Below are 12,831 nucleotides of genomic sequence, written 5' to 3' on the forward strand. Positions count from 1 at the left end.
GGGCACGGCGACCGGCTAGATCGTTGCACCTGTAATCAGCCCGAGGAATTCGCCCATGCGCCGCGCCCTTATCGCCCTCTCGCTCGCCACAGCGCCGCTGGCGCTGCTCGCTGCCTGCACCGCCGCCACCGAGCAGGCGGGCGAGGGCGGTTATGACATGGCCGCCAGCCGCGCCAGCGTGCCCGATGTCGCAATGATGCCCGACACCTCCTACCTCACCGAGGAGGAGCGGCGGGTGGTCAACCTGCTGATCGAGGCGAGCGGCTACATGGACCAGATCTACCTCCGCCAGCGCGGCGCGGAACTGCCCGCCATGCGCGCCGAGATCGAAGCCAGCGGCGATGCCGAGATGCTGGCGATGTTCGACCGCAACTTCGGCCCGTGGGACGCGGTGGACGAGAACCGGCCCTTCTTCGGCGAAACTGAATGGCCCGAAGGCGCGGGCTTCTACCCGGCGGACCTGACCCGCGAGGAATTCGACGCCTATCTCGAAGCCAACCCCGACCAGCGCGACGAACTTATGAGCCCCTACACGGTGGTGAAGCGCGCCCAAAACGAAGACGGGTCCGATGGCTTCGTCGCCGTGCCCTATTCCGAGGAATATGCCGAATTCCTCCAGCCCGCCGCCGAACTGCTGCGCGAAGCGGCGGAAATCACCACCAACGCTAGCCTCAAGCGGTTCCTCACCCTGCGCGCCGACAGCTTCCTTACCGACGACTATTTCGAAAGCGAGATGGCGTGGATGGACCTGAGCGGAACCCCCATCGAAGTCGCCATCGGCCCTTACGAAGTCTATACCGACCGGCTCTACGGCACCAAGACCGCGTTCGAGAGCTTCGTCACCCTGCGCAATCCGGAGGAAAGCGCCGCGCTCGATCGCTATGTCGGCTACCTGCGCGACATGGAAGGCAACCTGCCGATCGACGCGCAATACCACAATTTCGCCCGCGGCTTCGAAAGCCCGCTGGCCGTGGCCGAGCAGGTCCACGGCGGCGGCGACAATGTGCCCGGCGTGCAGACCATCGCCTTCAACCTGCCCAATGACGAACGGGTGCGCGAAGCCAAGGGCGCGAAGAAGGTGATCCTCTCCAACGTGCTCGGCGCGAAGTTCGACATGATCCTCGATCCGATCGCCGACGTGGTGCTGGCCCCCGATCAGGCCGCGCTCGTCAGCCGCCGCTACATGCAGTTGTTCACCCTGTTCCACGAACTCAGCCACTCGCTCGGGCCGGGCACGATCACCGTCGATGGCCGCCAGACGACCGTGAACGAGGCGCTGCGCGAGCAGTATTCGGCGCTGGAGGAAAGCAAGGCCGACGTGATGGGCGTGTACAACCTGCTCTACATGATGGAACGCGGTGAACTGCCGACGGCAGAAAAGAGCGAATTGCTGGCCACCTATTTCGCCGGCCTGTTCCGTTCGATGCGGTTCGGGATCGAGGAAGCCCACGGCAAAGGCGCGGCGGCGCAATATGGATTTCTCCTCGAATACGGCGCTTTCGCCTGGGACGAGGAAGCCGAGGTGTTCGTGATCGACGAGGCCAAGCTTGAAGCCGGGCTGACCGAATTGCTGCGCACCGAACTGATGCTCCAGGCGCGCGGCGATTACGCGGGGACGCAGGCGTTCTTCGAGCGCTACGCGGTGCTTGACGAACACGCCGAAGCGGTGATCGCGGGAATGGACGGCATCCCGGTGGATATCCGGCCAGTCTATCCGGACAGTATTTGAGACTCCAAATAGGAGGAGCGAAAACTATCCATGAATCTGCAATGGCCGTACGGCAACGATGATTTGTGCCCTTGCGGGGGTAATGTCCGTTATGCAGATTGCCACAAAAGCTTAGATTCTCAATTTCCAATTGGCCGCAGATTTTCATTTGGGAACCCATGGGATAGGACTGGATATTCGCACCCTAAGTGTTATTTAAACTCCTCAATAGATTGTTCAGAGAAGATTTCTAGAGAGCATATACTTCCAAGATCCATAGTAAAAAAATTTGCCAGCGGCATCGGGCTTGCCTCGGATAAGCTACTGCATCTTTCCAATAAGACGATGAGTGACGGATTTACGGCGAAGATACTGTGCGAAAGGCACAATAACGGATTAAGTCCTCTTGACGCTTACTTCGAAAAAATCGATTCAGTTTTAGTCGAAATCGGCAATTGTTTATTAAATGGAAATCTAACAGAAGATAGAATTTATTTTATAGATGGCTTTCTTTTTGAAAGCGCTATTTTGAAATCATCCATGTCATTTATGTTTTCCAAAATTCTCAAAGAAGACATAGACATAAATACTGTTGGTAGAAAAAGACTTTCTGATTGGCTCTTAGGCTGGGAAGAGCCGGCGAAAGAGTGTGGCTTGTCGTTTGGTATGGCGCAGGCGCAATATAAGGACGGCGCGTTTTCATATTTCAACACCTTACGGGATAAAAGTAAGGTAATAGGCGCACATTTTGGATTCAGAAATCTTTATTGTCTAATCCGTCTATTTCGTGGAAATGTATCAGCATTTAATGGTTTGCATGCTAAGTTGATCGAGTTTAAAGCGAATAGCGGAAGTTCATGCTATGTGTTTTTTGGTTGGGACGAGCCAATTCGAGCTAAGGATCAGATAGGCCGTTATTCTGGTTGGTCAGATCATTTATGGAGCGAGAAAGTTGGGTCGCCGCCTTGGTCGAGTTAAACGATTAGATCGCTTTCCTACTCGGCCAAAAACAGGCTCTGCTGGCGGGCATGACCCAACCATTTGCTTCGCCCGCTCCAGTCCGCCTGCCGCTCGCGTGCCAAGGTGACACCTCGCCGCACGAAGCTGACGCTTCCCCGCGACAGGGTCACACAATCCCCCCGCAAAGCCACACATCCGCGCTTTTTGCCTCTGAACAGTGTTCCATCTGCTCCATAATTCCCCCGCCCATCTGAAAACCGCCCCACTGGCCCCGCCGCCCGACAGAAGCTAAAGCCCCCGTCATGTCCCTGAGCACCCCTGCCATCGAAGGACCGATCCAGGTCGCCGCGCTCTATCGGTTTGCGCGGTTCGACGATCCGCAGGCCTTGCGCGGCCCGCTGGCGGAGCTGTGCAAGGCGCACGGCGTCAAGGGCACGCTGCTGCTGGCGCAGGAGGGGATCAACGGCACGATTGCCGGATCGCCCGAGGGCATTACGGCCGTGCTCGATCACATCCGCAGCCTGCCCGATTGCGCCGCGATCGAGGTCAAGTTCTCCGGCGCAGCCACGATGCCGTTCCACCGCATGAAAGTGCGGGTGAAGCGCGAGATCGTGACGATGGGGCAGCCGGGGCTCGATCCGCGCGAACGGGCGGGGGTCTATGTCGAGCCGCAGGACTGGAACGCGCTGATCGCCGATCCGGGCACGATCGTGATCGACACCCGCAACGACTACGAAGTGGCAGTGGGCCAGTTCGAAGGCGCGATAGACCCGCAAACCCCCAGCTTTGCCGATTTTCCCGCATGGTTCCGCCAGCACCGCGAGCGGCTGCTGGCGGCGAACAACGGCCAGCCGCCCAGGGTGGCGATGTACTGCACCGGCGGCATCCGCTGCGAGAAATCGACCGCCTTCCTCGCTGCCGAGGGGGTGGCGGAGGTCTATCACCTCAAGGGCGGCATCCTGAAGTACCTTGAGGAAGTGCCCGCAGAACTCAGCCAGTGGCGCGGCGAATGCTTCGTGTTCGACCAGCGGGTGAGCGTCGGCCACGGGCTGGTGCCGGGCACCCACCTGCTCTGCCACGCCTGCCGCCGCCCGGTGAACGAGGCCGATGCCGCCTCCCCGCTCTACGAGGAAGGCGTAAGCTGCCCCGCCTGCCATGCAGAGCGGACCGAGGAACAGCGCGCCAGCTATCGCGAACGCCAGCGGCAGGAACTGCTCGCGGCACAGCGCGGTTATGCCCATGTCGGCGCGGTGCGGGACAGCGACGGCCCCGATGCGGGCGATGGCTGAGCCGGTCCTCTACAGCTTTCGCCGCTGCCCCTACGCGATGCGCGCGCGGCTGGCGCTGGTGGTGAGCGGGACCGCCTGCGAACTGCGCGAGGTGAAGCTCTCGGCCAAGCCGCAGGCGATGCTCAACCTGTCGCCCAAGGGCACGGTTCCGGTGCTGGTACTGGCGGACGGCACGGTGATCGACGAGAGCCTGGCGATCATGCGCTGGGCGTTGGATCGGAACGATCCCGAGGGCTGGCTGGCGCGCGATGACGCGGCGCTGATTGCCGCCAATGACGGGCGCTTCAAGCACGACCTCGACCGCTACAAGTACCCCGAGCGGCACGACAGCGATCCGCTGGTTCACCGGAAATGCGGGCTGGCCTTCCTGCGCGAACTCGATGGTCGTCTGGCGGGGCAGGGACAGTTGTGCGGATCGGCGCGGGGCCTCGCCGATGCGGCCGTGTTCCCCTTCGTACGCCAGTTCGCGGCGGTGGACCGGGAGTGGTTTGCCGGGGTGGACCTGCCGAATCTCAAACCGTGGCTGGCCGGGCATGTCGAGTCGCCACTGTTCCAGACGATTATGCAGCGCGAGCAGCCGTGGTCTCCCGGTGCCGCCCCAGTGGCTATGGCGCTGTGACTTCAGTCCTTCGCCTCCAGCGGCATGAAGCGCGGATTGCGCAGCAGTGCCGCGCTCACCAGTGGCACGATAAGCGCCACTGGCAAGATCTCGGTAAAGGTGATCGGCATCCGGTAGAGCGGGTCGCCGTAGCCGGGATAGCCCATGCCGATGATGGCATCGACGTAGGCATAGTCGGTGAAGAAGAGATAGGCTTCCCAGCCCACAACGTAGAAGGCGGCGGCGATCAGCGCCATGCCGATCCCCAGCTTGAGCGCGGTCAGGAACCCGATCACGCCGCCCAGTTCATGGTCGCGGTAGCGCTTCACCCCGACGAAGATCAGGCTCAGGGCAATGAACATGGTGAGGAAGCCGACGGCCATCCCCATCGCATTGTCCATGTCGCCGAAGTGGAGGGTGGTGAGGAACAGCACGGAGAGCAGCGCTCCGGAAAGCGTGCCGTAGGTGAGAATGGTGCGGGTCTGGGTCATGCAAGGTCTCCCTGTTGGTGTCATGTTCATGGCACCAGCCTTGTGTCGGACACCATCGCCCAAACGGGTGATTTAGGCAAAATCGCCCGGATTTACGGCAACAGCCGCAGTTCGCGTGCGCGGGCAATGGCTTCGGTGCGGTTGCTCGCTTCGAGCTTCTCGAACAGGCGGGCGAGGTGCGTTTTGACGGTGTTGGGAGAGATGCCGAGCTGCCGGGCGATCACCTTGTTCGCCGATCCCTTGGCCAGATGCTCCAGCACTTCGCATTCGCGCTGGGAGATGCCGAGGCTGGCGAGCGCCGCTTCGTTGCGGGTGAAACCGGCAGGCCGTACGCGCGGGGTCAGGCGATTGCCCAGCCACACTCCGAACCCGGCGAAAAGGAGGGCGATGGCCAGAACGTAGAGCTCGGTCGACCACTGGCGCGAGAGGTGCCGCCAGTCCAGCCAGGCCAGCAACAGGGCGAATACTGCGATCATCGCGCCATAGGCAAAGGCGATCCGCAGCATGGCCCGGTTCATGGCCCGCGCGCCTCAGTCGAGCCGCATCACCCAGCCGTGGCGGTCTTCCACCAGGCCGCGCTGGATGCCCACCAGTTCGTCGCGCAGGCGAGTGGTCATCTGTCCCGGCCCGCCGCCGCCGATGCTGAATTCGCCATCGCGCCCCGCCACCTTGCCCACCGCCGTCACCACCGCCGCAGTGCCGCAGGCGAAGGTTTCGACAAGGCGGCCTGAAGCGGCGTCATTGCGCCATTGGTCGAGCGAATAGCGTTCCTCGCGCACGTCCAGCCCCTGTTCGCGGGCAAGCGTCAACAGGCTGTCGCGGGTGATGCCGGGCAAGATCGTGCCGCCCAAGGGAGGAGTGATCATGCTGCCGTCGTCGAACACGAAGAACAGGTTCATGCCGCCCAGTTCCTCGATCCAGCAATGCTCCGCCGCGTCGAGGAAGACGACCTGATCGTGGTCCTTGGCGAAGGCTTCCTTGGTCGGCACCAGACTGGCGGCGTAATTGCCGCCGCACTTGGCCTCACCCGTGCCGCCGGGCGCGGCGCGGGTGTAGTCGCTCACCCAGACGGAAACCGCCGGGGCGCCGGACTTGAAGTAGTTGCCCGCGGGGGAGAGGATGACGAGGAACTTGTACTTCGTCGCCGGACGCACGCCGAGGAAATGCTCGTTGGCGAACATGAACGGGCGGATGTAGAGCGAGCCGCCATCGACCTTGGGAAACCAGTCGGCGTCGGCCAACACCGCCTGCCGCACCGCTTCAACGAACACGTCCTCGGGCAGTTCGGGCATGGCGAGGCGCTGGGCGCTGGCGTTGAAGCGGCGGGCATTGGCATCGGGGCGGAACAGCGCCATCGTGCCGTCGGCCAGCCGGTAGGCCTTCATCCCCTCGAAGATTTCCTGCGCATAGTGCAGCACGCTGGATGCCGGATGCAGAGGGATGGGCTGGAGCGGTCCGAGCGTGGCGGTGTGCCAGCCTTCTGCTGCGTCATAGTCGATCGAGACCATGTGATCGGTGAACACCTTGCCGAACCCGGGATCGGCAATGGCCTGATCGCGTGCGGCGGAGGGAACCGGGGACGGGTGGGGAAGGCGTTCGAACTGCATCCGCGCCGATTAGGCGGGGCGATGGAGAGAGGCAAGAGGGCAGGTTGCGCGGCACAAATGAGAAGGGCGGCCCTGCCGAAACAGGAACCGCCCTCCGCATGGTCAGCGGTCAATGCGACCGCCCACGAAGCCTCACTCGGCGAATTGAGAATTACCGAATATGCTCCGCGTGGATCGTCACCGACCTCCCTGCTGAACCATGAGACATCGGATCACCTCCTTTCGCGCTGTAAGAGCCAGGACCGCCATTTCACCGGGGCCCAAGACCTGCGTGGGCCGCCGGTCTTGCTGTGCAATGTGAATCGGCGCGCGCGCGAAAACAAGCCTTGTAATTATCTTTTTCACAGTCAGTATTGTGCGTTCCGCAAGCGCGCCGGCTGCGGACTTCCCAACCTACCTGCGGCATTCCTCGATCACCCGCGTGACTTCGGGCCATGCGGGGACGTAGAGCGTTGGTTCGCCAGCGATTTCCACTGCAAAGCGGCCCTTGGAAAAGGCCATCGCGTCGAGGAAACTGTCAGTAGCTGGCACCGACGCGATGAGACCGCCTGCGCCCGGTTCGGCGCGCAATTCGCGGTCCAATGTCTCGGTGCGGATGCGCATCGTTCGCGCTGCCTGCACGCTGCTCTGCCGTTGCAGAGCGACGCTGCGGTTCGCGCGGTCGCAATGCAGCGCAAACAGGGAACCGGTTCCAGTCGGCCCAAACGTCGCGGCAGGCGCGCCGGTTTGCGCAGCATAGCGCCAGTCGCCCGGGGTCTGCGGCGCGTCCATCCAGTTGTCATAGGTGGGTGTGATGACTTGCGGGGGAGCCTGGCTCGGCTCCGCCGCCTGAGTTGGCGCAGGGGCGGGGGAGGGCGCCGGGGTAGGTTCCGGCGCGGGGGGAATGCAAGCGGTGAGGGCCAGGGCGCTGCCGATTACGAGCGCTCCTGTCGCAACGCGGATAAGGTTCAACTGCATGAATCGATTACCCTTCGCAGGCCCGGATGGGCAGGGAACTGGCGCGGCTGACCCTGCGGCGAGGTGAGCGTGAACACCTGTCCCTGCACCCCCATTGCCTGGATGATCGGCAGACCCTGCTCCACCGTGGCGACCAGTTCCGGGATCTGCCCATCGGTGGGCTGCATGTCGATCCGCGCCGCTTCACCACCCGCATCGAGCCGCCAGGCTTCTCCAGTGGTCGCCCCGGAAGCGAGGAAAAGTTGCAGAGAGCGGGTGGAAGGCGAACAGGCAAGCGAGAGCAACGGCTCGGTGCCCGGTTCGCCAAACATTGCGCGGGCACCGTTGGCGTCTTCGGTTACGATCCATTCGCCCGATTCAAGTGCAGAGCCGTCGGGCGCAGCGGTGGCGACCGCAGCAGGGGTCAGAACGGGCACCGGTTGGGCGACTTCTTCAGTCGTTGGCGCAGCCTCTTCGCTGGAATTGCAGGCCGCAAGGAGCAAAGCCGGGAGAGCGACAAACAAGAGTAGACCTTTTTGCATGGCAATCGAACCCTTCGAAATCACCGGAAAAACCCGCAATCATGGCAAGAACCACTGGCCCTGCCGATTGTGCCCCCCTATCGCTGCGCGCATGGCCGAGCGCAAGAGTTCACGCACCCGGATCGACCAGTTGCTCGTCGAGCGCGGTGAGGCGGAAAGCCGCACCCGTGCGCAGGCGCTGGTGATGGCGGGACTGGTCTACGCCGGGCCTCCCGGAAAGCTCGAAAAGATGGGCAAGTCCGGGCAGCAAGTGGCTGAAGACTGGGCAATCGAAGTGCGCGGGCGCGATCATCCATGGGTCGGGCGCGGCGGAATGAAGCTCGATCATGCGATCCGCGAGTTTGGGCTTGATTCCACCGGCGCGGTGGCGATGGATATCGGCAGTTCGACCGGTGGCTTCACGCAAGTCCTGCTGCATCACGGCGCGGCGCACGTTTTCGCGGTGGATGTCGGCACCAACCAGCTCGCCTGGCAATTGCGGCAAGACCCGCGCGTGACGGTGCTCGAACAGACCAATGCCCGCGCACTGACGCCGCAAATTATCACCCAGCCGTGCGACTGGGTGGTCTGCGATGCCAGCTTTATCGGGCTGGCCAAGGTGCTTGAAGTGCCGCTGCAACTTGCCGCTCCCACGGCGCGGGTAGTGGCGCTGATCAAGCCGCAATTCGAAGTCGCCAAGGGAGAAGTCGGCAAGGGCGGGATCGTCCGCGATCCGGCGCTGCACCAGCGCGTGTGCAATGAAGTGACCGACTGGCTGGTCGCGAGCGGCTGGCGCATCGAAGGACTGATCGAAAGCCCGATCACCGGGACCGAGGGCAATGTCGAATTCCTGGTCCATGCGGTGCGCGGCTAATGACGGGCGAAGCAGCACCGCCCCGCAACCGGACAGGCTGCGCGGCCATGCTTGCCCTTACCCTGCGTGATGGCCAAGACTGTGCCGGACCCGAATCGGAGATTGCATGAATCGCCTCGCCTCGCCCGGACAATTGCGCGCCAGCCTGATCCGCTGGGCCTTGTTCATCGTTCCCGCCGTGATGCTGCTCGGCTTCCTCGCCGGGCAACTGGGCGGCACGGCGGACAGCGTGTGGTTCCAGTCGCTCGACAAGCCCGCCACTTTCCCGCCGCCTGCGACGTTCGGCATCGTCTGGACGATCCTTTACGCGATGATGGGCTTTGCCTTTGCGCTGGTCTGTGCGGCTTGGGGATCGAAGCTGCGGCGCTGGGCGATCATTGCCTTTCTGGTCCACTTCGCGATCAACCTGTGCTGGTCACCCAGCTTCTTCGGGCAGCAGGACATTACGCTGGCCCTCTATGTGATCATTGCGCTGGACGCTGCAGCCATCATCACCACCGTGCTTTTCTTCCAGGTACGCAAATGGGCCGGAATCCTGATGTTGCCCTACATCGCCTGGATCCTGTTCGCGACGCTGCTCAACTGGCAGTTCCTCCAGCTCAATCCCGATCCGGTGGAGATTGAGGGCGAAGGTGCAGTGCAATCGTACGAGTTTTGATTGACGGAGGGGGCGCACGTTCCCAGATAGAGACCATGCAAAGCGAAAACCCGATCATCGCCGATTTCGTCAAGATCGCCAATTCCGCTGCCGGTACGCTGGCGGGGATGGGGCGCGAAGCGCGGGACAATGCCCGCAGCCGGATGCGCGAAGCGATGGGCGGGCTCGATTTCGTCAGCCGCGAGGAGTTTGACGCGGTGAAGGACATGGCCAGCATGGCGCGCGAGAAGGTGGACATTCTCGAATCGAAGCTTGCCGTGCTGGAGGCGAAACTGGCCGACAAGTAGGCTTCGCTTGCGCTAGGACGGCGAGATGCACGTCCGCGCTCCTGCAATTCTTGTTGCTGCCCGCCAGCACGGCGAAACCGCCGTCATCGCGCGGCTCCTGACCGAGGACTATGGGCTGGTTGCGGGCTATGTCGCGGGCGGGCGCGGGCGGAATTTGCGACCGGTGGTGATTCCCGGCAATGCGGTGGACCTGCAATTGTCCGCCCGCTCCGAAAGCCAGCTGCCCTTCGCCAAGGTCGAACTGGTTGCTAGTCGCGGGCCGTGGCTGGGCGAGCCGCTGGCCGCTGCCGCCATCGGTTGGGTGACCGCGCTTACCGCCACCGCGCTGCCTGAACGCCAGCCCTATCCCTCGCTTTACCAGGCATTGGGCGGCGCGCTCGATGCGATCTGCCAGGCCCCTTCCGCGCGCGGCTGGGCGGAAGCGCTGGTGGGCTATGAAGTGCTGTTGCTGCGCGAACTGGGTTATGGCGGCGCGGACTCGCGGCCCGAAGGCGGACTGGTGCAGGTGCTCGAAGCGATGGACGCGCTGGCGGGTCCGCTCGATCACTACCTGCTTGCCGACCGGCGCGGAGACGTTATGGCCGCGCGCCAACGCCTGAGGGAATTGCTGGGACGGATCGCCTGACATGAAAATCGCATTACTGCCCGGAGACGGGATCGGCCCCGAAATCATGGCGGAGGCGCGACGCGTGCTGGCGGCGCTTGAACTGCCGGGACTGGTACTGTTCGAAGGCGATGTCGGCGGCATTGCCTATCGCCGCCACGGGCACCCGTTGCCGCCGGAAACGCTGGAGATGGCGCGGGCCGCCGATGCCGTATTGTTCGGCGCGGTGGGCGATCCGGGCTGTGACGGGCTCGAACGACACCTGCGGCCGGAGCAGGCGATCCTCGGCCTGCGCAGCGCATTGAACCTGTTCGCCAACCTGCGCCCGGCGAAGATGTTCTCCGGGCTGGAGAGCATGTCGGCGCTGAAGCCCGAAATTGCCGGCATGATCGACCTGCTGATTGTGCGCGAACTGAACGGTGATGTCTATTTCGGCGAGAAAGCCTGCCGCGTGCTCGATGACGGGCGGCGGCAGGGCTACGATTTCATGTCCTATGCCGAGGACGAAGTGCGCCGCATCGCCCATGTCGCTTTCCGTGCGGCGCAGGGCCGCAAGCGGTTGTTATGCAGCGTGGACAAGGCAAATGTCCTCGAAACCAGCCAGTTGTGGCGCGATGTTGTGATCGAGACGCATGCGGAATACCCCGATGTGACGCTCACCCATATGTATGTGGACAATGCGGCGATGCAGCTGGTGCGCGATCCGGGCCAGTTCGACGTGGTGGTGACGGGCAACCTGTTCGGCGATATCCTCTCCGATCAGGCAAGCATGTGCGTCGGCTCGATCGGACTGCTCGCCAGTGCCGCGCTTGGAGAGCGGCAGACCGCATACGGCACTTTCGGTCTCTACGAACCGATCCACGGGTCCGCGCCGGACATAGCCGGGAAGGGTATTGCCAATCCGATGGCGATGATTCTCTCGCTGGCGATGCTGCTGCGATACTCGCTGGGGCGCGAGGCCGAGGCAGTGCGGATCGAGACGGCGGTTTCGGCGGCGCTGGCGGACAAGGTCCTGGGCGCCGATCTTGGGGGGGATGCGGGGACGGCCGAGATCGGCGATGCGGTGCTCGAAAGGCTCTAGGTGCCGCACCCAGTAACCTTATGGTTAACATTTCCCCGTAACGCGGCTGCATGGACATGAGCCTTAACCACCTCCACGCCCAGGCCGAAGCCGCCGCCATGCCGCTCGAACTCGCGGTCGTGCTGCCCACGTTGAACGAGCGCGCCAACATCGCGCCGATGGTCGCGCGGCTGGAAGCAGCACTTGGCCCGACCGGTTGGGAAGCGGTGTTCGTCGATGACAATTCGCACGATGGCACTGCCGAGGAAGCGCGCCGCATTGGCCGCACCGACAGCCGCATCCGGGTAATCCAGCGCATCGGCCGCCGCGGGCTCGCCAGCGCCGCGATCGAGGGCATGTGCGCTACCGCCGCGCCTTTCGTGGCGGTGATGGATGCCGATCACCAGCACGATCCGGCGCTGCTGGTCGATATGCTCAAGGCGGTGAAATCGGGCGAGGCGGACCTCGCCTATGCCAGCCGCTTTGCCGAAGGCGGCAATGCCGATGGCCTCTCCTCCAAGGGCCGCGAGAAGGGCAGCCGCGTTGCCAATGCTCTCGCCCGCAAGCTCACCGGCACCGAATTGACCGACGCCATGAGTGGCTTCTTCCTGCTCCGCACCGAGCAGCTGCGTAAGCAAGCTGGCAACCTTTCGGGCATAGGGTTCAAGATCATGCTCGACATCCTCGCGACCGCCGAGCCGCGCCTGAGAGTGAAGGAATTCCCGTTGAAATTCGCCGAACGCATGGCCGGAGAAAGCAAGCTCGATCACGGAGTGGTGCTCGATTTCGTTGCGGGCCTCGCCGAACGCTATTTCGGCCGCTGGGTGCCGACGCGGTTCGTGCTGTTCGGGATGGTCGGCGGGCTAGGCGTGTTCGTCCACATGGCGGTGCTGGCGGCGATCTACTGGCCCGATTCCATCGGCTTCGGCTGGGCGCAGGCCATCGCGACGATGGTGGCGATGACCTTCAACTTCTGGCTCAACAACCTGCTCACCTATCGCGACAAGAAGCTGGGTGGGGCCGACGGGCTGTTCTGGGGCTGGCTGAAATTCTGCGGCGCCTGCTCGGTTGGCGCCTTCGCGAACGTGGCAGTGGCGACGGTGCTCAACGATCAGGGCGTGCTCTGGTGGGTGGCCGCGCTGGTGGGCGTGGTGATCGCGAGCGTGTGGAATTACGCGCTGTCGAGCAAGTTCGTGTGGGGGCGGTTCAGGTAGGGTCAGACGCTGGTGTGTTCAGCG

At 63.2% G+C, this 12,831-nt stretch carries 15 protein-coding genes; 10 read left to right on the forward strand and 5 right to left on the reverse strand.

Annotated features, from left to right (window positions below; genetic code table 11):
- The first annotated feature begins 55 nt into the window (after positions 1–55).
- The 4 genes from JY451_10615 to JY451_10630 all read left to right on the forward strand — a co-directional run bounded on the left by JY451_10615 (position 56) and on the right by JY451_10630 (position 4,576).
- The gene (locus JY451_10615) at positions 56–1,729 is read left to right on the forward strand and encodes a hypothetical protein (protein ID QZH74186.1); all 1,674 of its coding nucleotides are present in this window, start codon (positions 56–58) and stop codon (positions 1,727–1,729) included.
- Between the two features lie 324 nt (positions 1,730–2,053).
- Complete coding sequence (locus JY451_10620) at positions 2,054–2,686, forward strand: hypothetical protein (protein QZH74187.1); 633 nt, start codon at positions 2,054–2,056, stop codon at positions 2,684–2,686.
- 284 nt (positions 2,687–2,970) lie between these two features.
- Positions 2,971–3,957 carry a rhodanese-related sulfurtransferase gene (locus JY451_10625; GenBank protein QZH74188.1) on the forward strand — a complete coding sequence of 329 codons (987 nt, stop codon included), beginning with the start codon at positions 2,971–2,973 and terminating at the stop codon, positions 3,955–3,957.
- Positions 3,950–4,576, forward strand: a complete 627-nt coding sequence (locus JY451_10630; protein QZH74189.1) for a glutathione S-transferase — start codon at positions 3,950–3,952, stop codon at positions 4,574–4,576. Before JY451_10625 ends, JY451_10630 begins: the two co-directional genes overlap by 8 nt.
- 2 nt (positions 4,577–4,578) lie before the next feature.
- Here the strand turns inward: JY451_10630 and JY451_10635 are convergent, their stop codons facing one another.
- The 5 genes from JY451_10635 to JY451_10655 form a co-directional block, all read right to left on the reverse strand.
- A complete protein-coding gene (locus tag JY451_10635) occupies positions 4,579–5,046 on the reverse strand; it encodes a DUF4199 domain-containing protein (GenBank protein ID QZH74190.1) in 468 nt (155 codons plus the stop codon).
- 92 nt (positions 5,047–5,138) lie between these two features.
- Positions 5,139–5,564 (reverse strand): response regulator transcription factor, encoded by a 426-nt coding sequence (locus tag JY451_10640; protein QZH74191.1) that lies wholly within the window; start codon positions 5,562–5,564, stop codon positions 5,139–5,141.
- Positions 5,565–5,576: 12 nt separating this feature from the next.
- A complete protein-coding gene (locus JY451_10645; GenBank protein QZH74192.1) occupies positions 5,577–6,653 on the reverse strand; it encodes a branched-chain amino acid aminotransferase in 1,077 nt (358 codons plus the stop codon).
- Between the two features lie 393 nt (positions 6,654–7,046).
- On the reverse strand, positions 7,047–7,610 hold the full coding sequence (locus tag JY451_10650; protein QZH74193.1) for a hypothetical protein: 564 nt from the start codon (positions 7,608–7,610) through the stop codon (positions 7,047–7,049).
- Positions 7,601–8,026, reverse strand: a complete 426-nt coding sequence (locus JY451_10655) for a hypothetical protein (protein QZH74194.1) — start codon at positions 8,024–8,026, stop codon at positions 7,601–7,603. The genes JY451_10650 and JY451_10655 overlap by 10 nt, the downstream gene beginning before the upstream one ends.
- Before the next feature lie 196 nt (positions 8,027–8,222).
- Between JY451_10655 and JY451_10660 the strand changes: the two genes are divergently transcribed.
- From JY451_10660 to JY451_10685, 6 genes are all read left to right on the forward strand, one after another.
- Positions 8,223–8,984 carry a TlyA family RNA methyltransferase gene (locus tag JY451_10660; protein ID QZH74195.1) on the forward strand — a complete coding sequence of 254 codons (762 nt, stop codon included), beginning with the start codon at positions 8,223–8,225 and terminating at the stop codon, positions 8,982–8,984.
- Positions 8,985–9,090: 106 nt separating this feature from the next.
- Positions 9,091–9,642, forward strand: a complete 552-nt coding sequence (locus JY451_10665) for a tryptophan-rich sensory protein (GenBank protein QZH74196.1) — start codon at positions 9,091–9,093, stop codon at positions 9,640–9,642.
- A 35-nt stretch (positions 9,643–9,677) separates the two neighbouring features.
- Positions 9,678–9,929 carry an accessory factor UbiK family protein gene (locus JY451_10670; protein ID QZH74197.1) on the forward strand — a complete coding sequence of 84 codons (252 nt, stop codon included), beginning with the start codon at positions 9,678–9,680 and terminating at the stop codon, positions 9,927–9,929.
- Between the two features lie 25 nt (positions 9,930–9,954).
- Complete coding sequence (recO, locus tag JY451_10675; protein ID QZH74198.1) at positions 9,955–10,554, forward strand: DNA repair protein RecO; 600 nt, start codon at positions 9,955–9,957, stop codon at positions 10,552–10,554.
- Between the two features lies 1 nt (position 10,555).
- Entirely contained in the window at positions 10,556–11,614 is a 1,059-nt protein-coding gene (gene leuB / locus JY451_10680) for a 3-isopropylmalate dehydrogenase (GenBank protein QZH74199.1), read from the forward strand.
- A 98-nt stretch (positions 11,615–11,712) separates the two neighbouring features.
- Positions 11,713–12,807, forward strand: a complete 1,095-nt coding sequence (locus tag JY451_10685; protein QZH76683.1) for a glycosyltransferase family 2 protein — start codon at positions 11,713–11,715, stop codon at positions 12,805–12,807.
- The last annotated feature ends 24 nt before the right edge of the window (positions 12,808–12,831 follow it).

Source organism: Erythrobacter sp., assembly GCA_019739335.1.
In the GTDB taxonomy this organism is placed as follows: Bacteria; Pseudomonadota; Alphaproteobacteria; order Sphingomonadales; family Sphingomonadaceae; genus Alteraurantiacibacter.

Excerpts from the sequence above, each read along its gene's own strand:
- JY451_10670 (QZH74197.1), top strand. The coding sequence starts at position 9,678 with ATGCAAAGCGAAAACCCGATCATCGCCGATTTCGTCAAGATCGCCAAT.
- JY451_10625 (QZH74188.1), top strand. The coding sequence starts at position 2,971 with ATGTCCCTGAGCACCCCTGCCATCGAAGGACCGATCCAGGTCGCCGCG.
- JY451_10665 (QZH74196.1), top strand. The coding sequence starts at position 9,091 with ATGAATCGCCTCGCCTCGCCCGGACAATTGCGCGCCAGCCTGATCCGC.
- JY451_10645 (QZH74192.1), bottom strand. The coding sequence starts at position 6,653 with ATGCAGTTCGAACGCCTTCCCCACCCGTCCCCGGTTCCCTCCGCCGCA.
- recO (QZH74198.1), top strand. The coding sequence starts at position 9,955 with ATGCACGTCCGCGCTCCTGCAATTCTTGTTGCTGCCCGCCAGCACGGC.
- JY451_10620 (QZH74187.1), top strand. The coding sequence starts at position 2,054 with ATGAGTGACGGATTTACGGCGAAGATACTGTGCGAAAGGCACAATAAC.
- leuB (QZH74199.1), top strand. The coding sequence starts at position 10,556 with ATGAAAATCGCATTACTGCCCGGAGACGGGATCGGCCCCGAAATCATG.
- JY451_10615 (QZH74186.1), top strand. The coding sequence starts at position 56 with ATGCGCCGCGCCCTTATCGCCCTCTCGCTCGCCACAGCGCCGCTGGCG.
- JY451_10640 (QZH74191.1), bottom strand. The coding sequence starts at position 5,564 with ATGAACCGGGCCATGCTGCGGATCGCCTTTGCCTATGGCGCGATGATC.
- JY451_10650 (QZH74193.1), bottom strand. The coding sequence starts at position 7,610 with ATGCAGTTGAACCTTATCCGCGTTGCGACAGGAGCGCTCGTAATCGGC.
- JY451_10660 (QZH74195.1), top strand. The coding sequence starts at position 8,223 with ATGGCCGAGCGCAAGAGTTCACGCACCCGGATCGACCAGTTGCTCGTC.
- JY451_10630 (QZH74189.1), top strand. The coding sequence starts at position 3,950 with ATGGCTGAGCCGGTCCTCTACAGCTTTCGCCGCTGCCCCTACGCGATG.
- JY451_10685 (QZH76683.1), top strand. The coding sequence starts at position 11,713 with ATGCCGCTCGAACTCGCGGTCGTGCTGCCCACGTTGAACGAGCGCGCC.
- JY451_10635 (QZH74190.1), bottom strand. The coding sequence starts at position 5,046 with ATGACCCAGACCCGCACCATTCTCACCTACGGCACGCTTTCCGGAGCG.